The following is a 19,166-nucleotide window of genomic DNA, read 5'->3' on the forward strand; positions in this document are numbered from 1 at the left end:
TGTCGTCGGACTGCTCCAGACGACACGTTAATGTCGTTGATCAGGCGATTTGTGGTTTGCGCGAGACGTGTCATAAGCTATCGAAGCTCCCAACGGAGAACACGACCGGCCCCCTTCGTCTAGCGGCCTAGGACGCCGCCCTTTCAAGGCGGTAGCGCGGGTTCGAATCCCGTAGGGGGTACGCCTGCCCGGCACTCGGCAACGAGGACCGTGCAGATAATTTAACAAGGCCCTGTGGCGCAGTTGGTTAGCGCGCCGCCCTGTCACGGCGGAGGTCGCGGGTTCGAGTCCCGTCAGGGTCGCCAAAAGGTTTCGGTTCGTTGAATCGGTTCCTTCCGGCCAGGTAGCTCAGTTGGTACGAGCGTCCGCCTGAAAAGCGGAAGGTCGTCGGTTCGATCCCGACTCTGGCCACAACGCAAATCTCCACCAGCCTCAGCTGGTGGAGATTTTTGCATCGCACGGGGTTTCTTCAGGGCCATGGTCAGAACGGCGGCGGGTTGTCGAGGAAGTCCTGACGGTCGGCCTCGAGTTCGGCTTCGCGCTGTTTCCGGTTGCGGGCACGCTCCGCCCGCCGACGGGCCAGTTTCGCGGCGAGTCGGTTGGTGGCCGGACGCGGATCGTCGTCCGGTGCGATCGTGCGCGGTGACGGCGGCGCCTGCGCTGCCTGTTCGAACCGGATGCGGCGCAGGTTGGGGAACAGATCCTCCAGGGTTTCCGCGTCGCCGCGGATCGTGACACCTTCCGGGGTGACGTACTCGGTGACCAGGCGGCCGTCCTCATCGCGATACTGCTCGTCGACCCAGTCGCCATGTGTTTTGTGGAGATGACCCGCGCGGCACTTCGCGTTCAGGTTGTCGCTCGACGTCGCGCCGCCTTGGGCGGGGCTGGTGTGGTCGTACTCGGTCACGTGGTCGAGATCGCACTCGAAAGCCGAACGCTCACAGCCCGGTTCGGTGCAGTACCCGTCTCGGACCCGAACGAAGTCCGCGCAGGCGGAGGTCGGGCGATAGGGATCGGACGGCTGGGCGCCGGGGTAGACGACTGTGGTGCCCGCCTCGGGGTCGGTATCGCCGGGGATGGGTCGCGTCCGTTTGGGGGTGACGGGTGTCAGCGTGGCGTCCTCGCGGGCGGCGAGGTCGCGGACGTGTTCGTCGGAGATGACGCCGTACCCGTCGAGGAACCCGGGCCCGGATGCGCCGGCGAGAGTAGCGGCGTCAGTGACGACATGAATGACGACCTCGGACCTGAGGGCGGCGAGGAGCGAGTCGGCCTCAGGGATACGGGCGGTGCAGTCGTCACGGTCGCAGTGACATTCGAACGCCGTACGGGTGAGCAACGCGAACATCGCATCGGAGGTGCGGACACCCAGAATGCGGCCGTCGTGTTCACACACCGAATCAGCCAGTATGCGAACCGCTTTGGCACTGATCCGGATGTTCTCGGCCGACATGACAGCGGTGATCTCCCCGACGCCGTCGTGGAAGTTGTCGGTCCACACGCCGCGGGAGTCGAGGGCGTCACGGCGTCGCTCGCGGACGAGGTCGGGGTCGTGGCGGAAGATGAGTCGGTCGACCATGTCGCGTAGGCGCGGACGATCCCACGAGCCCCGGCGGTTACGGATGGTCCTGGCGATCTCGGCGTCGACGGTCGGGATGATCGGATCGTCGGCGGGGATGAGTTCGGTACGGGAGATGATCAGGCGGATCTGCTCGTCGGTGACGATCCCGTCGCGCAGGGTCGTGGCGACCTCGGGCAACCGGTCGCGGAGGGTCAGGGCCTCGTCGATCAAGATCTCGGCGCGGCGACGCGAGATGGCCGACTGGCGTGCGATCCGAGCGGCGCAGTCGGCGTAACCGTCCATCACGAAGGCGTCGGTGTGTTCGCGTGCGCCGACGAGACGGTCGTACATGACCGCGACCGTCTGATAGCGGCTCCACGCGAGGTAGGAGAGGCCTCGGCTGCCGGCGCCGAGGCCGTTCATCAGGGTGACCATGTCGTCCTCGTCGGCGTAGGCAGGATCGACCCCGGCGAGAAACTCGCTCGGTAGATCGGTCCATGCCCGCACGATGACTCCGGACTGTCGCGGGCCGGTCCCCATCCCGGCCCTCTGAACACCAATCTAAACCACCCCACCGACAACCCCGGATCGCAATCCACAGGAGCGGTAAGCGGTTGAGAGAGAGCGGTTTTGGCGATGGGCTGCGCAGCCGGCGAAGGGTGCTGGCCGGGAGTGTCGTCGGCGCGGCGTCTGACGTGTCAGGCGGCGTCGGACTCGCTCTCCGTCGAGTCGGAGGATGTGTCCGTCTCGGAGTCGGGAGTGTCGTTTCCGGTGTCCGCGTCCGGCGTGCTCGCGTCTGGTGTGTTCGAGGCGTCGGCTGGCGCTTCGGTGCTGTCGGAGGAGGGCTCGGCATCCGTGGAATGGCGCCCGACTCCGGTCAGGCGGTGGCGTCCGCCTTCGGTGGTCTGTGGTTCGGGAGTGGTTTCGACCCGGCTCCTCGCTGCGCTCGTCGCCTGCTCAACCAACGGCGACATCGTGTCCTCAACCGGCACTGCGGCGTTCGATGCCGTTGGCGTCACCAGGGGATAGAAGGCGTTGTTCACCGCATCCCACCGACGGATGTTGGATTCGCTCGGATCGATACCCACGGCGTCGTTCAGGATCATCGCGACCAACGTGAGCGGGTGGTGCTTCGGCTGGTAGACGACGTAGGTGGTGTTGCCGTCCCGGCTCCGCATGGTCGTCGGGGGCTCGGTGTAATCGATCAGGTTGCCGTAGTTCTCTTCGCCGAGGCCGCTGTGGATCGCGATGAAACCGGCGCCGTTCACGAGTAGCGAACTCAACGGCCGCAGCGTTTTCCACTGGAAGTTGGCAACCGGATCGCCGACCACGACGACGGACACCACGTCCAGGTCCTCGCCCGTTGCCCCTGGGTCGCGAGCGCCGTTGCTCTCGGCGCCGAACAGTTCGAACACCGCGCCGACCACCGGGTGCTCGTCCGCCCACGCCTTGAGGCCCCATGGGCTCCGTGGGTCGGAGATGAGCAGGACCATCGACCGGTCGACGTCGATGGTGCCGCCGGCCACGGCTGTCTCGGCGGCATCACCGAGTGCGTCGGCTCCCTGGGAGTACCCGGTGTACACGACGAAGGGTTGTCCGTCGGTCTGCTGCGCGAACGCCCGCATGACGGCCAGGTTGTTGTCGATGGCGACATCGCGTGACGCGTCGTAACCGGGTGCAAAGATCGGCAGCACCGCACCCGAACGACCGGAGACCAACGGCCCCAGCGCCTCTGGGTAGTCGATGATCAAGGTCTGGCGGCCCGCGCGTAGACCGTGAATGCGCGGGAACAGGGTGCCGTCGTCGGTTCCGGGTGTCACCACCACGATCGTGTTGCCGTCCGCCCGTGGGAACGTAGTCGACAGCCAGTCCGGCCCGAGCCCGTCGTCGGGTTCGGCGGGCCGGAAGACGCCCGCATCGTCGAGCTCGGCAATGGTTTGCTGCGTCTGTGGTGACAACACCGGTGCCGCAACCGCGGTCGACGACAGTGCCGTCGGAACGATCAGGCCCAGGCACAGTGCGCAACCCACCGAAGATGCGCGTAGCGCCTGTCGAATGCCTGTCATGGTTCTCCCTGCCCCGGTGAATGTCGCGTCGACGTGACACCCCGTGTTGTCATGCTCAATCGGCGCTCCGCGATCTCGAAACTCGGCCAATTGTCTGCTTTCGCTGAAGTGCGCGACAAGTTACCGGCGGGTTTTCACCTGATCGAGGGAACGAGATTCACCCGTTCAGAGGAGTGGCGTGTTGGGTTGAGCGAGAGCTGAATTCGGCACGCACGGTCGGCGAGGCGGTGGCGCCGCGACTGGGCCGTGGACTGTGCGCTTCTCTGGGTTCGCGATCTGCGCGGGCGCCGGACCGTCCATACTCATCCAATGAGAACTCGCACGACCACGGTGGTCGTCCGCAGCGTGTACGGCACCGCGGCCGTCGAGTGGTTCCTGATCATCGCGATCGCGACGATCATCGTCACTCGGTTGTATCTGCACCTCACGGGGTATCCGCAGATCGGTGGCGGGACCCTGCACATCGCGCATGCGCTGTGGGGCGGGGCGCTGATGATGCTGGCGCTGATCACCGGATGGCTGTTCCTCGGGGCGACCGCGCGGATCGTCGCGATCGTCCTGGGCGGTATCGGTTTCGGCCTGTTCCTCGACGAGGTCGGCAAATTCGTCACCCGCACCAACGACTACTTCTACGGGCCGTCGGCGGAGATCATGTACGTGCTCGTGGTGATGATCCTGCTGATCAGCCGCGTCGTGCGAGATATGAAGCGGCCCACCGGTGCCGAGGCCCTCGCCAATGCGGCCGTCATCGCGGCCGACGGTGTCGCGCACGGGCTTCCGGAGCGTCGTCGGCGCCAGGCCGAGGAATTCCTCGTGGTCGCCGAGGACAAGGGGCTCGACACCGAGACGATCGGGCATGTCCGAGCGCTCCTCGAGTCGAGCGAGGGCACCCCCGACCGGTTGATGCGGCTCCGCGACCGTGCGGTGGCACTGATCCCGGACTTCTTCCGGAGTCCGCGATGGATCCCGGTCGTCGGATGGGGGCTGGTCGTGGGGTCCGCCCTCACCATCGTCGTCGGCGTCCTGAGCTTCTACTTCACCGGCGACCGCAGCGAGGAACTCGACATCTACATCGAGCTCACCGGCAGTACCCCGGCCACGTGGATCCTGTTGATCAGCGGGGTCGCCACCCTGGCCTTGGCCCTGCCGGCGATGGTCGCGCGCCGGCGCGGCGTCGAACCGACCGGGCCGCTGCGCGGGCTTCGGATCGCCGCGCTCGTGTTCATGCTGTCGAACGCACTCGTCGACTTCGCGCTCGAAGGCTTCGGTGCCCTGTTCAACCTCGCCCTCGGGCTGTCCGCGCTCAGCATCGTGAGCTACCACCTCGCACGAGCCGCCACGTCGAACGACGGACATGATCAACTGAGGGTGTGACTCACCTCGATCGGACCGTGGCCGCCGCCCGCGTCGAAGGCTTCGACCGTCGCACCGCGGATGTCCCCGACGCCCGGGCCGCCTCGGTCGTGCTCGCGGTCGCGGAGAAGGACGGACGCCAGGGGATCTGGCTGTGCAAACGCCCTCCGACGATGCGACGCCACGCCGCCCAGTTCGCACTCCCCGGCGGTCGGCTGGACCCCGGTGAGGACCACGTCACGGCCGGCCTGCGCGAACTCGACGAAGAACTCGGCATCCGGTTGCCGCCGAGTTCGGTACTCGGGGCGCTCGACGACTATCCGACACGTTCGGGATTCGTGATCACGCCGATCGTCTGCTGGGCCGAGGAGTATCAGGAACCGACGCCCAACCCCGACGAGGTGGCGCTGCTGTTCTTCGTCACGTTCGAAGAACTGCTCGTCGAACCGCGGTTCCTCACCATCCCGCAGTCGGACCTGCCGGTCATCCAGCTGCCGATCGTCGGGTCCCTCGTCCACGCGCCGACGGCCGCGGTGATCTACCAGTTCGCGGAGGTCGTCCTGCGGGATCGACAGACGCGGGTCGACGGCTTCGAGCAGCCGGTGTTCGCCTGGAAATGAGTGTGTGACGCACATCACTGTGGTGCGAGGGATGAAATCGGACCGTGGTCCGGTTAGTGTCTGGTGAAGCACGACTACTCCCTCTGGAAGGACCACGACATGACCTCCGCAACCACCGTCAAAGCACCCATCCCCGCCGGCACCTGGACCATCGACGCCGTGCACTCGGCGGTCAACTTCTCCGTCAAGCACCTCATGGTCAGCAAGGTTCGCGGAAGCTTCGACAACTTCTCGGGCACCATCACCGTCGACGAGAACGGCACCCCCTCCGTGCAGGCCGAGATCGACGTCACCTCGATCAACACCCGCAACGAGCAGCGCGACGGCCACATCAAGTCCGCCGACTTCTTCGACGCCGAGAAGTTCCCGACGGCCACCTTCGTGTCGACCGGCGTGCGCCAGAACGGCGACGACTACCTGCTCGACGGCGACTTCACCCTGAAGGGCGTCACCAAGCCCGTCACGCTCGAGCTCGAGTTCGAGGGCACCAACCCGGGCATGGGCCAGGGCACCGTTGCCGGCTTCGAGGCAAAGGTCGTCCTCAGCCGCAAGGAATTCGGCATCGACATCGAGATGCCGCTCGAGGGCGGCGGCGTCGTCGTCGGCGACAAGATCACCATCAACCTCGAGATCGAGGCCCTGCAGGCCTGATCCGCGCTTGACCCCGGTCGGACTCACCGGAACCCCCGAGTCCGACCGGTCGATGGACCGGCACCGCGCCCACCCCGCGGCGGTGCCGGTCCATTTGTGGTTTCGGCCCCTTTTCCCTTCGGTAGGCTGCGGGGAACGCCGTCAGGCAGGAGAGGCCGATGGGACGACCACGCCGGACCCGTCGTGGTGCGCCGTGGACACGTCTGCGCCGACGCACTGCGGGTTTTCTGTGGGGCGTGTCCACGGTCCCGAGTCCGCGCGGATGGGCCCGAATCGGTCCGCCGATCCGCAGCAAGATCGCTCTCCACGCCACCGTCACCGCGATGACCGCCGTGATCGCCAGCAATGCGGTGATCGGCGTCGAGACCTTCCTGCTCGTCCAACTGGCCTTCAACGGCGGACAACTCACCTTCGACGAGACGCTGGGCGCGCCCAATTTCCCGGTGGTCGTGGGTGCGATCGTGGTCGGGATCCTCACCAATCTCATCCTGGGGCTGTTCGCCGTCCGGCCGCAGCTCCGCTGGTTCATCAGCTGCGAGCCCGCCGATCACGCGCGGCGGCGCTCGGTCCAGCGGATACCGATCGTCCAAGTCGTGGTCACCGCGACGGCCTGGTCGGCGGCGGTGCTGTTCTACGTACTCATCGCCGACCAACTGACCACCGCGACCGTTGCCGGGGTGGCGGTGGCCTTCGCGCTCGCCGGGTCGTCGAGCGCCTGTCTCACCTATCTGTTCGCCGAGCGCGCGGCGCGACCGCTGGCCGTCGTGGTGCTCGAGGACTTTCCCACCAATCACGTCATGAACGGCGTGCGCGTACGGATGCTGGCGGTGTGGGCGGTGAGTTCGGCGGTGCCGATGGTCGGACTGCTGACCGTCAACGCCGGCCGGTGGACCGGTCTGCTGCCCGATGTCCACGGTGCCGTCGACTGGACGACGGTGATCCTGACCCTGGTCGGTCTGGCGTCCGGAGCGCGCGTCATCGCGCTTGTCGGACAGGCGATCACCGACCCGCTGACCGAGATGCGCCGCGCGGTACACCGCGTCGACCACGGCGACTACCGAGCGCGCGTTCCCGTCTACGACTCGTCGGAACTCGGTGTGCTGCAACACGGTTTCAACCAGATGGTCGAGGGCCTCGCCGAACGTGACCGCATGCGTGAGATATTCGCGCGACACGTCGGGGACACCGTGGCCGATCTCGCGATCTCCGACGGGGTCGGCATGCACGGAACCAATACCCGCGTCGGCGTCCTCTTCGTCGACATCGTCGGATCGACCGCGCTGGCGCAGCAACGCAGTCCCGATGACACCGCCGCCCTGCTCAACGCGTTCTTCAGCATCGTCGCGGACGTCGTCGATCAGCACTCCGGCTTCGTCAACAAGTTCGAGGGCGATGCCGCGCTCGCCGTCTTCGGTGCACCCGTCGACATCGACGACCCGGCCGGTGCCGCGCTGGGTGCTGCCCGCGACCTCGCCGACCGCCTTGCCAGCAGCCTCGACATCCGTTGGGGGATAGGCGTTTCCTACGGCGAGGCATTCGCCGGAAACATCGGTGCCGAACGGCGCTACGAATACACCGTCATCGGCGACCCGGTCAACGAGTGTGCTCGGTTGTCCGACATGGCCAAGACCGGACGCATTCCGGCCCTGGCGAGTGGTGCCGCCGTCGAGTCGGCGGGCGAGGAAGCCGAGGAATGGAAGCTTCTCGGCACGCGGATCATGCGCGGCCGGTCGGAGCCCACCGCCTTCTACGCGCCGATCCAGCTCGTCGAGCGTCTCGGGTCGTCGACCAATCTGATCGCGGAATTGTTACGGCCCGCCCGGCGGATCGTCGGGGCGAATCCGTTGCGGCTGATGACATTCTTCAGCGGATGACCCCGCTTCACGTTCACGGCGCCGGAGTCGACTCGTTGACGTCGTCCCCACCGGTCAATAGCGTGGGCCGCACGGACCCGGCGTCGGTGCCGGACGAGACAACGCATCCCAGGGGGTCGCGATGAGTGGTTGGACGACAGCAGACATTCCGGACCAGTCCGGCCGGACGTTCGTGGTGACCGGTGCCAACAGCGGACTCGGCTACCAGACGGCGAAGGCGCTCGTGCGCGCCGGCGCCGACGTCGTGCTCGCCTGTCGCAACACCGCGAAAGCCGACGCCGTGGCCTCGGAGCTGGGATCGAAGGCGACTGTCGCGAAGCTCGACCTCGCCGATCTGGAGTCGGTGCGCACCTTCGCCGCCGGCGTCACCGGGGCCGATGTGCTCGTCAACAACGCCGGTCTCATGGCGGTGCCGCTTCGACGAACCGCGGACGGCTTCGAGATGCAGATCGGTACCAACCATCTCGGTCACTTCGCGCTGACCGCGCTACTGCTGCCGAAGATCTCCGATCGCGTGGTGACCGTGTCGTCGACCGTCCATCAGATCGGTCGCATCCAGCTCGACGACCTGAACTGGGAGCAGCGGCGCTACCGGCGCTGGCGCGCCTACGGCGACTCCAAGATGGCCAACCTCATGTTCGGCAAGGAGCTCGCCGCGCGACTCGACGCCGCCGGGTCGTCGAAGAAGTCGCTGGTGGCCCATCCCGGTTATGCCGCAACCGAATTGCAGGGCCGCAGCGAGAATTTCTCCGACTTCTTCGCGAAGCTCGGCAACAAGCTGCCCATCGCCCAACCGGCTGCCGACGGTGCGTTGCCCCAGCTGTACGCGGCGACCGTGCCGGATGTGAAGTCCGGGACGTTCTACGGGCCGAGCGAGTTCTTCGGCATGCGAGGCGCACCGGGACGCAGCAGCTACCGCAAGGCCGCGGACGACGCGCAGTTCCGGGCAGCGCTGTGGGAGGAATCGGAGCGACTGACGGGCGAGAAGTTCGACGTCGCCGCCGGCTGACTCACTGAACGCTGAACGCGATGCTGTTCGACGCGCCGGAGACGGTGTCGGTGACGCGGATGGTGAAGTCGCCCGCGCCCTTGAAGAAGTAGGACTTCACCGCGGTGCAGTCCTGGGTCTTGAACAGTGCGGCCTGCTTGGGGACCTTGGGTCCGGACAGGCGGACCTCCATGCGGCACTCGTTGCCGTCGACGATCGGACCGGCGTCGATGATCGAGTTCCAGCGCACACCCAGTCGCGAGTTCTTCGGGAAGGTGTTCGGCACGACGGCCGGGGTCTTGTCGGGCGTGTAGACCCACACGTTGATCGACTTGATGCCGTTCGGTGCGCCGGGACGGCCGAGCTTGCCGTAGTGCGTCACTTTGTCGCCACCCGACGAGCCGAGCGCGGCGCTGCCGGAGTCGAGGCTGCCGCTGGCGCTTCCGAACAGCGTGTCGAGCGGATTGGCGGACGCCGGCGCGACCGGCAGGGCCAGGGCGGCGGTGGCGAGCAGGGCGGCGGCGATACGGGTGCGCTTCATGGCTTCTCTCGGTCCTCGCGGTTTATAACGAAATGATTAAAGCACGAGGATCGTCCTATTGGTCGAGCTGTGTCCAAGCCACCCTCCGCTGGTTGAGCCGGCACCAAGCCACCCTCCGCTGGTTGAGCCGGCACCGAGCGGAGCGAGGCGCCGAGTCGAAGCCACTTGGTGACCGGACCGGCTTAGATCACCACACCCCGGGCGGCCTCAATTGAATGCTGATCCGCGCGCCGACGCCACGAACCTTGGGCACTGCGTGTTCCCAGGTGCGTTGACAACTTCCGCCCATCGCGAGTAGATCGCCCGAGGAGAGGGTGAACTTCAGCGACCGCCCGCCACCGCGGGGTCTGAGCATCAGGGGCCGAGGGGCGCCGAGCGAGATGATGGCAACCATGGTGTCGTGTGTGGATGCTCGACCGATGCGGTCGCCGTGCCACGCGACTGAGTCCTCGCCGTCTCGATAGAGGCTTATCCCGGCTGTCGCGAATCCCTCTGGCAGTTCATCGCGGTAGTGCTCGGTCAGGGCGGTGCGAGCCTCGGCGATGATCGGGTCGGGGAATCGCTGATCGGCCTGGTAGATCGAGACGAGCCGCGGTACCTCGACGACCCGTTCGTACATACGACGACGCTCGGCGCGCCAGGGGACGGACTCGCGGAGCCGGTCGAAGAGTACGTCGGCCCCGCCGATCCAACCAGGGCAAAGGTCAACCCATGCCCCCTCGTTCAGTGGACGACGCGAGAGCGAGGCCGACAGATCGCCGAGTATTGGCTCCGCAGACTGTTCCGAGAACAACGAGCCCTGAGTGCCCACAGACATGAGCGCAGTCTACACCGGTTTCGCACGTGTGTTCGACTGATCGCAATCCTGTGTCCGACCGCGACAGTTCCGGAAGCAGGTCGAACTTCCCTTCGACGAGCGCGATGCGTTTCGCGCGAGACCATCCGTGAATCCGGCGTTCGGCTGCGTAGGCCTCGCCGATGTGCGGGAACTCCTGCTGGTACACAAGCCGAACCGGCCGACGAGGCCGCGTGTACCGCGATCCATTCCCGGTCTGATGCTGGTCGACGCGGTGCTCGACGTTGCGGGTGCTGCCGACGTAGAGAGTGCCGTCTGAGCATTGGAGGATGTAGAGGAATCCGGGCATGAGACGACTGTCGAGGATTGCTGCGACGAATCAGCCAAGGTTTCCACAGCCGACGGTGAGCGGCGAGAGTTTCCACAGGTGCCGTGTGGGGTGAGTTTCGGCGTTTGGGTCACCAGGTGGCTTCGACTCGGCGCCTCGCTTCGCTCGGGGCCGGCTCAACCAGCGGTGGGTGGCGGCGAGCTCAACCAGTGGGGGTGTCACCAAGTGGTTTCGACTCGGCGCCTCGCTGCGCTCGGTGCCGGCTCAACCAGCGAGGGGGGGCTGGCTGCCGGCTCAACCAGCGGGGGGTGGCTGCCGGCTCAACCAGCGGAGGGGAACCGGCTCAACCAGCGCGTGAAGTGTTGGACACCGGCGTGATCGGGAGGCGGAGCGCGCCGGGTGCGTGCGCCGGCACGGTCGGGTGATGGGGCTCGACCGGCTCGACCGGCCGGTACGACGCACCGAGCTCGGGCCGTGGGTCGGCCTCGCCGGCATTCGGCCACATCGCCAGCGCGCGTTCGGCCTGCGCGGTGATCGTCAGTGACGGGTTGACACCGAGGTTGGCGGAGACGGTCGCACCGTCGACGACGTGCAGGCCCGGGTGGTTGAACACTCGGTGGTACGGATCCACCACACCGTCGTGCGCCGACCGACCGATCGAGCAGCCGCCCAGGAAGTGCGCGGTCATCGGGATGTTCAGCAGGTCGACAATGGAACCGCCCGCGTCGCCGTCGATCTCGCGCGCGACGGCACGCACCGCGTCGTGCCCTTCCGGGATCCATGTCGGCGGCGGATCGCCCGCACCCTGCCTACTGCGCAGCATCGGGCCGAATCGGCCTCGGCGGGAGAACAGTTCGAGGGAGTTGTCCGCCGTCTGCATGACGAGCGCGATGATCGTACGCTCCGACCAGCGGTGAACGGAGAGGCCGCGGAGCGTGATCAGCGGATGGCGGACCATCTCGACGAGTGCCTGCAACGGGCGCGGCAGGCGTCCGTCGCCGTCGACGAGGATCGCCTGCAGCAGGCCGATCAGGTTGCTGCCCTTGCCGTATCGCACCGGCTCGATGTGGGTGTGCGCATTGGGATGGAACGACGACGTGATCGCCACACCCTCGGTGTAGTCGGTCTCGAGGTCGCGGGCGGTGGCGGCGAGGACCGCCTCGGAGTTGGTGCGGACCACCTTGCCCAGGCGAGACGACAGCCCGGGCAGGTGGCCGCCCTGCTGCATGTTCAGCAGCAGCTTGTTGGTGCCGTAGGTGCCTGCGGCGAACACCACGTGATCGGCGGTGAACGCGCGGCGCCCGCGGCGCGACCAGCGACGGCCCGACCGGTGCGACTCCACGACGTACCCGCCGCGCGAACGCGGCCGGACGGTGTCGACGGTCGTCATCGGGATGATCTCGGCGCCGGCCTGTTCGGCCAGGTGGAGATAGTTCTTGACGAGGGTGTTCTTCGCTCCCACCGGACAACCCGTCATGCACGCACCGCAATCGGTGCACCCGGTGCGCGCGGGGCCGGCGCCGCCGAAGAACGGGTCGTCGACGGTCTTGCCCGCCTCGCCGAAGAACACGCCGACCGGGGTGTGGACGAAGGTGTCGCCGACACCCATCTCCTCGGCGACCTTGCGGATCACGCGGTCGGCGGGCGTCACCTTCGGATAGGTGGTCACGCCGAGCATCCGCGAGGCCTGGTTGTAGTACGGGTCGAGCTCGGACGCCCAGTCGGTGATCGACCCCCAGTGCGGGTCGTCGAAGAAGGCGGGGAGCGGCCGGTACAGGGTGTTCGCGTAGTTCAGCGATCCGCCGCCGACGCCGGCGCCGGCCATGACGAGGACGTCGCGCAGCAGATGCATGCGCTGCACACCGAACAGTCCGAGCGCGGGCGCCCACACATAGTCCTTGAGGCGCCAACTCGTCTTGGGCAGATCGCCGTCGGTGAAACGGCGTCCGGACTCGACGACGGCGACCCGGTAACCCTTCTCGGTGAGTCGCAGGGCCGCAACCGAACCGCCGAAACCGGAGCCGATGACGATCGCGTCGTAGTGGTCAGGGATGGAACTCACGGTGCGACGGTCCTCTCGGTGTCGGTCTCGGTGGCGCTGTGCACGGATGCGGCGGCGGGGATCGCATCGTCGAACCGGTGGTCGGCGGGGTCGAACGACGACATCATCCGACGGAAGTCGCTCGTGAACTTCGGCCACATCACCGAGTTGCGTCCGGTGGAGTCGAGGTACCAGCTCGAGCATCCGCCCGAATTCCACACCGTGCGTTCGAGTTCGGGGTCAAGGTCGGAGTTGTAGCGATCCTGGGCGGCTTCGGTGACCTCGACCGCCGAACGGCCGCTGCGGGACAGTTCGGCGAGTGCCTTGCTCATGTAGTACGCCTGCGGTTCCAGCATCAGCACGATCGAGCTGTGGCCCAGGTTGGTGTTGGGGCCGTACAGGAAGAACAGGTTGGGGAAGCCGTGGATCTCGACCCCGCGGTAGGCGCGGGGCGAACCGGCCCACGCCTGGGCGAGGGTGCGGCCGTCGCGTCCGGTGATCACCGACGCGATCGGCGGTTCGGTGGGGGTGAACCCGGTCGCGAACACCACTGTGTCGACCTCGTGTTCGCGGCCCTGGTCGTCGACGGCGCCACGCGCGGTGAGGCGGGTGATCGCGCCGGTCACGGTGGCGTTGTCGCGCTGGAGCGCGGGAAACCACTTGTTGGTCAACAGCATCCGCTTGCAGCCGATGGTGTAGTCGGGGGTGAGCCGACGACGTAGGGCGCGGTCGCGGACCTGGACGCGCAGCTGTGCCAGGGCGATGGTCTTCGCGATCGGGAGCAGCTTGGGATTGCGGGCCATCATGAGCACGTAGGCCTCGCGATAGGTCCACACCATCCTCCGGACGAGCCGGTGGACTCCGGGAACGCGACGATAGAGCGCGCGTTCGAGCGTGCCGATGTTGCGGTCCAGACGCGGCACCACCCAGGCGGGAGTGCGCTGGAAGACCGTCAGATGTCCTACCTCGTCGACGATCTCGGGCACGATCTGGATCGCCGACGCGCCGGTTCCGACGATCGCGACGCGGCGGCCGCGCAGGTCGTGGGAGTGGTCCCATTGCGCGGAGTGGAACATCGTGCCGGTGAACTCATCCGCTCCGGCGACGGCTGGCAGTCCCGGTTCGGACAGGGCGCCGGGCGCGGCCACCAGGTAGCGGCACCGGATCTCGCCGTCGGTCGTCACCACGACCCACTCCTGTGCGCCGCCGTCCCACCGTGCCGACGTCAGGGCGCAGTTGTAGCGGATCTGATCGGCGAAACCGGCTGCGACCGAACGCAGATAGCGGTGGATCTCGTGGCGCCGACCGTAGGTGTTGGACCAGTCCGGGTTCGGCGCGAAGGACAGGGAGTACAGCGACGTCGGCACATCGCATGCCGCTCCCGGGTAGTCGTTCTCCCGCCAGACGCCGCCTGCGCCGTCGGCGCGTTCGATGGCCAGGGCCTGCAGTTGCGGATGATCTGTGCGGAGCCTGTGCAGGGCCGCGAGTCCGCCGAACCCGACGCCGACGACGAGGACGTCGACGCGTCGGGGCAGGGTGTTCTCGTGCAGGGGAGTGGGACTGGTGTCAGTCATGGGTCAGCAGTTCCTTCCAGACGGGCAGGAGATCGTCGAGCAGGGCGCGGTCGGCGTCGGGGGAGCGCAAGATGCGCGACACGGCCAGGCCACGTGCGAGTTCGATGGAGAGTTCGAGTTCGGCGGCGGTGTAGCGGTCACCGAACAATTCGGCAGACCCCACGGCGAGCGCGTCGGACACCTGCTGTTCGAGCGGGATGATCGCGGTCCGCAAGCCGACGTCGCACCGGGCGGCGACCCACAACTCGAGCGCGGCATCGAACAGTGGGCCGCTGAACGCCTCGATGAGAATTTCCAGACCCTCGTCACCGGTGCGGGGCCGCGACAGGATCTCTGCCAGCCGGCGTTCGACGAGGTGTCCGACGGCGGCGACCACGAGCGATTCCCGGGTGGGGAAGTGGTGCAGCAGGGCCCCGCGGGAGACGCCGGCCCGCCGGTTCACCTCCTGCGTGGTGGTGGCCGCGTAACCGACGTCGACGAGGGCGTCGACGGTCGCGTCGAGGATCAGCGCACGCGTTGTCGCGGTGCGCTCGGCCTGGGTGCGTCGACGCGGGGTTCGGGTGGGCTCGGTCACATCGGCGACGATAGCACAAACAGTCCGGACTGCTTGTAAGTTTCGTTGACTCGGCGCCCTGGGGACCAACGATCCGCCCGGTACGGGGTGGCCGGGCGGATCGCTGAACGGGAGAAACGGTGCGTCAGTGCATGTGGCTTCCGCCGTTGATGTCGATGGTGGTGCCGGTGAGGTAGGCGGCGTCCTCGGAGCTCAGGAAGGTGATGACCGACGCCACCTCTCGGGTGGTGGCCACGCGTCCGAGCGGGATGCTCGCGGCGATCGCCGCCTCCTGCTCGGCGGTGCTGCCGACCCGGATCGCGGTGTCGGCGGCGCCGGGCGCGACGGCGTTGACGGTCACTCCGCAATCGCCGAGCTCGCGCGCGAGACTCTTGGTGAAGCCGAGGACGGCGGCCTTGGCCGACGAGTAGGGAACCTTGCCGAAGACGCCGCCGCCGCGCTCGGCGGACACTGACGACATGTTGACGATGCGACCCCAGCCGTTGTCGATCATGTCCGGCAGGAACGCCTTCGTGACGAGATAGGTGCCGGTCGCGTTGACCGCCATCACCCTGTTCCACAGGTCGAGGGTGGTCTCGAGGAAGGGGACCGGCGAGGTGATGCCGGCGATGTTGGCGAGTGCGCCGACCGCGGGCAGTGCGCCCGAGGCGACCTCGGCCGCGATGGCCGTGTGGGCCCGAGTGACCGAGGACTCGTCGGCGACATCGATGGCGGTGCCGAACGCGGGAACGTCATAGGCGTTCCCGATCTCGGCGGCGACCTTGGCCGATGCCTCGCCGTCGAGGTCGAGAACGACGACGGCCCAACCGTCCTCGGCGTAGCGCGCGGCTGTTGCCCGGCCCAGGCCGGTCTCGGATGCGGCGCCGGTGACGATGGCGGTGCGTTGGGTGCTCATGGTGGATCTCCTTGCTGTGAAAGACGTTCAGGTACTGACGGAGTCGAGGTTCAGGAGCGGTTCGATGGTGTCGGCGGCCGCCGCCGCGGCTGACGCACGATCGGCGTCGTCGACGTCGTGTGTCTCGAGCTCCAAGGTGAGATGACCGTCGAAGGCATTGCGCTGCAATGCGATCAGGCCCTGGGCGAAGTCGACGACGCCACGCCCGATGCTGAGGTTGATGTCGCCGGGAGTGGCGTCGCGGAGATGGACGTGGGCGATGCCCCGACCGAGGGCGTCGATCGTCTCGGCAAGGTCGGCCCCGGCGGCGACGACGTGGCTGAAGTCGATGACGTGCCGAACCGTGCTGCCCTCCAGGCGCGCGGCCAGTGCCAGCGCGCGTTCGGCGGTACAGCACAAGCGGTGAACGTGGAGTGACTCGGTCCACAGTTCGACGCCGTAGGTCGAGGCGGCTCCGGCTGCCTCGACCAGCCGGTCGGCGACCCGATCGAGGTCGGCGCCCAGCGTCTCGACCGGGTCATGGGCGAGCGCGCCGTTCGGGAGTACCACGGCGGTCGCCCGCACATCGGTCGCCAGCGCCAGCAGGCTGTCCAGGTGCACGCGAGCGGCGTCGAGTTCGGCGCGGGTGGCGGGCCGGTTCAGATCGCCGATGTCGGCGTTGATCGAGCGAACCGCCAGTCCGCTGTTCCGAACCGCGGTGACGACCCGGGATCGGGACCGGCCGTCGAGCCGGAGCGGGACGTGTTCGCACACCGCCGGTAGTGAACCCAGGTCGACCTCGCGAAAACCCAGCTCAGCGATGGTGCCGAGGGCACGGTCGAGATCGAGTCGACGAAACGTGATCGTCGAGCAGCCGAGTCGCGGATGGCGCATCGTCCACCTCCTTGTCGTGATGCAGCACACATTAGGGGTCGACGAACTAACAGTCAACCGGCAACCGTCGACTGTTAACAATGAAAGTGCGACGGGTCACACTCGTGGTTGTTGAGGCCCAACGCTCACTGAGAAACTTGACCCACTATTCGAAGGAGGGGTGTGCGATGACGACAGCGGCACTCCAGATGCGCGGCCCGATCGAGGGCACGCCGGATGCAAAACGCGTTGCCGTCGGCTCCTCGGTCGGCGCCGTGATCGAGACCTACGACTTCATCGGCTTCGGTACGGCTGCGGCCCTGTACTTCGGCACCGCGTTCTTTCCCGGACAGAGTTCGGTGGCCGGCACTCTCGCCGCGTTCGCGACGCTCGGCGTGGGATTCGCCGCCCGGCCGATCGGCGGCATCATCGGCGGACACCTCGGTGACCGGGTCGGCCGCAAACCGGTCCTGGTCGCCTCGCTGATCGTGATGGGCCTGGCGACCTTCGTCATCGGCCTGCTCCCGACCTATGCCCAGGTCGGCGTGATCGCGCCGATCCTCCTGGTCATCGTGCGTATTGTGCAGGGCCTCGCGTTCGGCGCGGAGTGGGGTGGCGCGATCCTGATGAGCTACGAGCACGCGCCGTGGCGGTCGAAAGGGAGATACACCGGCATCGTGCAGGCCGGGTTCCCGGTAGGGCTGCTGCTGGCCAACCTGGTGTTCCTCGGCAGCGTCCACCTCGGCGGCGACTGGGCGTGGCGGGTGCCGTTCCTGGCCAGCATCGTGCTGGTCGCGGTCGGACTGATCATCCGCGCGAAGGTCCCCGAGTCCCCGGTCTTCGACGAGGTCAAGGAGTCGGGCCGGGTGGAGAAGTCACCGGTGATGGAGTCGATCAAGCACGACTGGCGAGACATCTTGCGCGGCATCGGACTTCGCATCGCCGAGACCGCCGGTTACGCCGTGTCGATCACCTACATGATCTCGTACCTGCACAGTGAGGAACTCGCCACCAAGAGCGAGACCCTGACGGCGCTCTGCATCGCGTCCGCGATCGGAGTGGCCGCCACCGTCGGATGGGCCACGCTCACCGACAAGGTCGGCCGGCGCCCGGTCTACATCGGTGTGTGCGCCTTCGCCGTACTCTTCGCGATCCCCATGTTCCTGCTGGTCAATACGGGCATGATCCTGTTCATCGCCGCGACGATCATCCTGTCCTATGCCGTCTGCCAGAACGCCTTGGCAGGTGCGCAGGGCGCGTGGTTCCCCGAGTTGTTCGACGCCGCGCGCCGCGCTTCGGGGGCCTCGCTCGCTTATCAGATCTCGGCCATGGTCTCAGGGTTCACGCCCTTCATCACGACTCTGCTCTTCATCTGGCTCGGCTGGGTCGGACCGGCCCTGCTGTTCGCCGCCTACGCCGCGATCGGCCTCGTCGCCGCACTGTTGACCCGCGAGACGTGGGGCCCCGCAGAGCGTCGCATGGTCGCCGACGCACAGCGTGATGCCGCCGAGCACGACCTCGTCGCCGAACGCTCTTTCGTATCCAATCCCACCAAGGAACTGCTGTGACTCTCACCTCCACCACCGTCGCCGAGGCCGGCACCACCGATCGGTTGTCCGCCGTCACCGACTTCGCCTACCGGATGCGCCACCATGTCATCGACATGGGCGAGGTCCAGGGCCAGGGATATGTCGGCCAGGCGCTCGGTGCCGCCGACATCTTCGCCACCGTCTACGCCGGCCGACTCCGTCACCGTGCCGACGACCCGGAATGGCCTGAACGCGACCGCTTCCTGCTGTCGACGGGGCACTACGCCATCGGTCTCTACGCGGCGCTGGCAGCAGCGGGCATCATCGAGACCGAGGAACTGCTCACCTACGCGGCCGACGACTCCCGGCTTCCCATGTCCGGGATGGCCTCGTACACACCGGGAATGGAGATCTCCGGCGGCTCACTGGGCCACGGACTGACCGTCGCGGTCGGGATGGCCCTCGGATTGCGCCATCAGGGTTCGGGCTCCCGGGTCTTCAACTTCCTGTCCGACGGCGAACTCGACGAGGGCTCGACGTGGGAGGCTGCCATGGGGGCGCATCACCATCAACTGGGCAACCTGATCGCGATGGTCGACATGAACGCACTGCAGGCCGACGGCCCGACGGCCGGGATCCTGAACATCGAACCGGTCGAGCAGAAGTGGGAGGCCGCCGGCTGGTACGTGCGGCGGGTCAACGGCAACGATCCGGCAGCGCTCCTCGAGGCCTTCGACGACGTGACCTCCCGGGCCACCCCGCGGGGGACACCGTCGATCGTCGTCTGCGACACCAGAGTCGGCTACGGCGCGACGATCCTCGAGGAACGCGAGAAGGCGCACTTCATGCGGATCGAGGACCACGAGTGGCAGATCTGCCGCGACCAGCTCACCGAACGTTTCACATCGAACAGTACGAAGGCCTGA

At 67.2% G+C, this 19,166-nt stretch carries 16 protein-coding genes, 3 tRNA genes and 1 pseudogene; 10 read left to right on the forward strand and 10 right to left on the reverse strand.

Annotation, left to right across the window (positions count from 1 at the left end):
- The first annotated feature begins 108 nt into the window (after positions 1–108).
- The 3 genes from KTR9_RS06310 (at position 109) to KTR9_RS06320 (ending at position 411) form a co-directional block, all read left to right on the forward strand.
- A tRNA-Glu gene (locus KTR9_RS06310) sits at positions 109–181 on the forward strand.
- Positions 182–228: 47 nt separating this feature from the next.
- Positions 229–305, forward strand: a tRNA-Asp gene (locus KTR9_RS06315).
- A gap of 32 nt (positions 306–337) precedes the next feature.
- Positions 338–411: transfer RNA gene (locus KTR9_RS06320), tRNA-Phe, on the forward strand.
- 70 nt (positions 412–481) lie between these two features.
- Here KTR9_RS06320 and KTR9_RS06325 read toward each other — a convergent pair.
- Complete coding sequence (locus tag KTR9_RS06325) at positions 482–2,098, reverse strand: HNH endonuclease signature motif containing protein (protein WP_014925694.1); 1,617 nt, start codon at positions 2,096–2,098, stop codon at positions 482–484.
- 158 nt (positions 2,099–2,256) lie between these two features.
- On the reverse strand, positions 2,257–3,624 hold the full coding sequence (locus KTR9_RS06330) for a PE-PPE domain-containing protein (protein ID WP_014925695.1): 1,368 nt from the start codon (positions 3,622–3,624) through the stop codon (positions 2,257–2,259).
- Positions 3,625–3,954: 330 nt separating this feature from the next.
- Here KTR9_RS06330 and KTR9_RS06335 point away from each other — a divergent pair, with 330 nt between their 5' ends.
- The 5 genes from KTR9_RS06335 to KTR9_RS06355 all read left to right on the forward strand — a co-directional run bounded on the left by KTR9_RS06335 (position 3,955) and on the right by KTR9_RS06355 (position 9,131).
- Entirely contained in the window at positions 3,955–4,998 is a 1,044-nt protein-coding gene (locus KTR9_RS06335; protein ID WP_014925696.1) for a hypothetical protein, read from the forward strand.
- Positions 4,995–5,597, forward strand: a complete 603-nt coding sequence (locus KTR9_RS06340) for an NUDIX hydrolase (protein ID WP_014925697.1) — start codon at positions 4,995–4,997, stop codon at positions 5,595–5,597. Before KTR9_RS06335 ends, KTR9_RS06340 begins: the two co-directional genes overlap by 4 nt.
- 99 nt (positions 5,598–5,696) lie before the next feature.
- Complete coding sequence (locus KTR9_RS06345) at positions 5,697–6,248, forward strand: YceI family protein (RefSeq protein WP_010844148.1); 552 nt, start codon at positions 5,697–5,699, stop codon at positions 6,246–6,248.
- 158 nt (positions 6,249–6,406) lie between these two features.
- Positions 6,407–8,122, forward strand: a complete 1,716-nt coding sequence (locus tag KTR9_RS06350) for an adenylate/guanylate cyclase domain-containing protein (RefSeq protein WP_014925699.1) — start codon at positions 6,407–6,409, stop codon at positions 8,120–8,122.
- Between the two features lie 121 nt (positions 8,123–8,243).
- On the forward strand, positions 8,244–9,131 hold the full coding sequence (locus KTR9_RS06355; RefSeq protein ID WP_014925700.1) for an oxidoreductase: 888 nt from the start codon (positions 8,244–8,246) through the stop codon (positions 9,129–9,131).
- 1 nt (position 9,132) lies between these two features.
- Here the strand turns inward: KTR9_RS06355 and KTR9_RS06360 are convergent, their stop codons facing one another.
- The 8 genes and pseudogenes from KTR9_RS06360 to KTR9_RS06390 all read right to left on the reverse strand — a co-directional run bounded on the left by KTR9_RS06360 (position 9,133) and on the right by KTR9_RS06390 (position 16,732).
- Positions 9,133–9,651 (reverse strand): hypothetical protein, encoded by a 519-nt coding sequence (locus tag KTR9_RS06360; protein WP_014925701.1) that lies wholly within the window; start codon positions 9,649–9,651, stop codon positions 9,133–9,135.
- 187 nt (positions 9,652–9,838) lie between these two features.
- Positions 9,839–10,468 (reverse strand): alpha-ketoglutarate-dependent dioxygenase AlkB, encoded by a 630-nt coding sequence (locus tag KTR9_RS06365; RefSeq protein ID WP_014925702.1) that lies wholly within the window; start codon positions 10,466–10,468, stop codon positions 9,839–9,841.
- Positions 10,469–10,526: 58 nt separating this feature from the next.
- Positions 10,527–10,796 (reverse strand): annotated as a pseudogene (locus tag KTR9_RS26840) (GIY-YIG nuclease family protein); the annotation flags it as partial.
- Positions 10,797–11,118: 322 nt separating this feature from the next.
- Complete coding sequence (locus tag KTR9_RS06370) at positions 11,119–12,837, reverse strand: GMC family oxidoreductase N-terminal domain-containing protein (RefSeq protein WP_014925704.1); 1,719 nt, start codon at positions 12,835–12,837, stop codon at positions 11,119–11,121.
- Positions 12,834–14,390: a flavin-containing monooxygenase gene (locus KTR9_RS06375; RefSeq protein WP_014925705.1), complete on the reverse strand. Its 1,557-nt coding sequence runs from the start codon at positions 14,388–14,390 to the stop codon at positions 12,834–12,836. Before KTR9_RS06375 ends, KTR9_RS06370 begins: the two co-directional genes overlap by 4 nt.
- A complete protein-coding gene (locus tag KTR9_RS06380; RefSeq protein WP_014925706.1) occupies positions 14,383–14,964 on the reverse strand; it encodes a TetR/AcrR family transcriptional regulator in 582 nt (193 codons plus the stop codon). The genes KTR9_RS06375 and KTR9_RS06380 overlap by 8 nt, the downstream gene beginning before the upstream one ends.
- Before the next feature lie 124 nt (positions 14,965–15,088).
- Positions 15,089–15,859, reverse strand: a complete 771-nt coding sequence (locus tag KTR9_RS06385) for an SDR family NAD(P)-dependent oxidoreductase (RefSeq protein ID WP_014925707.1) — start codon at positions 15,857–15,859, stop codon at positions 15,089–15,091.
- Between the two features lie 27 nt (positions 15,860–15,886).
- Positions 15,887–16,732, reverse strand: a complete 846-nt coding sequence (locus KTR9_RS06390; protein WP_014925708.1) for a sugar phosphate isomerase/epimerase family protein — start codon at positions 16,730–16,732, stop codon at positions 15,887–15,889.
- Between the two features lie 167 nt (positions 16,733–16,899).
- Here KTR9_RS06390 and KTR9_RS06395 point away from each other — a divergent pair, with 167 nt between their 5' ends.
- Both KTR9_RS06395 and KTR9_RS06400 read left to right on the forward strand, forming a co-directional pair.
- On the forward strand, positions 16,900–18,279 hold the full coding sequence (locus KTR9_RS06395; protein WP_014925709.1) for an MFS transporter: 1,380 nt from the start codon (positions 16,900–16,902) through the stop codon (positions 18,277–18,279).
- Complete coding sequence (locus KTR9_RS06400) at positions 18,276–19,166, forward strand: transketolase (RefSeq protein ID WP_014925710.1); 891 nt, start codon at positions 18,276–18,278, stop codon at positions 19,164–19,166. Before KTR9_RS06395 ends, KTR9_RS06400 begins: the two co-directional genes overlap by 4 nt.

Origin of the sequence: Gordonia sp. KTR9 (assembly GCF_000143885.2) — a bacterium.
Classification (GTDB): domain Bacteria; phylum Actinomycetota; class Actinomycetes; order Mycobacteriales; family Mycobacteriaceae; genus Gordonia.

Coding starts and splice junctions, on each gene's coding strand:
- KTR9_RS06325 (WP_014925694.1), bottom strand. CDS start 2,098: ATGGGGACCGGCCCGCGACAGTCCGGAGTCATCGTGCGGGCATGGACC.
- KTR9_RS06330 (WP_014925695.1), bottom strand. CDS start 3,624: ATGACAGGCATTCGACAGGCGCTACGCGCATCTTCGGTGGGTTGCGCA.
- KTR9_RS06345 (WP_010844148.1), top strand. CDS start 5,697: ATGACCTCCGCAACCACCGTCAAAGCACCCATCCCCGCCGGCACCTGG.
- KTR9_RS06350 (WP_014925699.1), top strand. CDS start 6,407: ATGGGACGACCACGCCGGACCCGTCGTGGTGCGCCGTGGACACGTCTG.
- KTR9_RS06355 (WP_014925700.1), top strand. CDS start 8,244: ATGAGTGGTTGGACGACAGCAGACATTCCGGACCAGTCCGGCCGGACG.
- KTR9_RS06360 (WP_014925701.1), bottom strand. CDS start 9,651: ATGAAGCGCACCCGTATCGCCGCCGCCCTGCTCGCCACCGCCGCCCTG.
- KTR9_RS06365 (WP_014925702.1), bottom strand. CDS start 10,468: ATGTCTGTGGGCACTCAGGGCTCGTTGTTCTCGGAACAGTCTGCGGAG.
- KTR9_RS06375 (WP_014925705.1), bottom strand. CDS start 14,390: ATGACTGACACCAGTCCCACTCCCCTGCACGAGAACACCCTGCCCCGA.
- KTR9_RS06385 (WP_014925707.1), bottom strand. CDS start 15,859: ATGAGCACCCAACGCACCGCCATCGTCACCGGCGCCGCATCCGAGACC.
- KTR9_RS06390 (WP_014925708.1), bottom strand. CDS start 16,732: ATGCGCCATCCGCGACTCGGCTGCTCGACGATCACGTTTCGTCGACTC.
- KTR9_RS06395 (WP_014925709.1), top strand. CDS start 16,900: ATGACGACAGCGGCACTCCAGATGCGCGGCCCGATCGAGGGCACGCCG.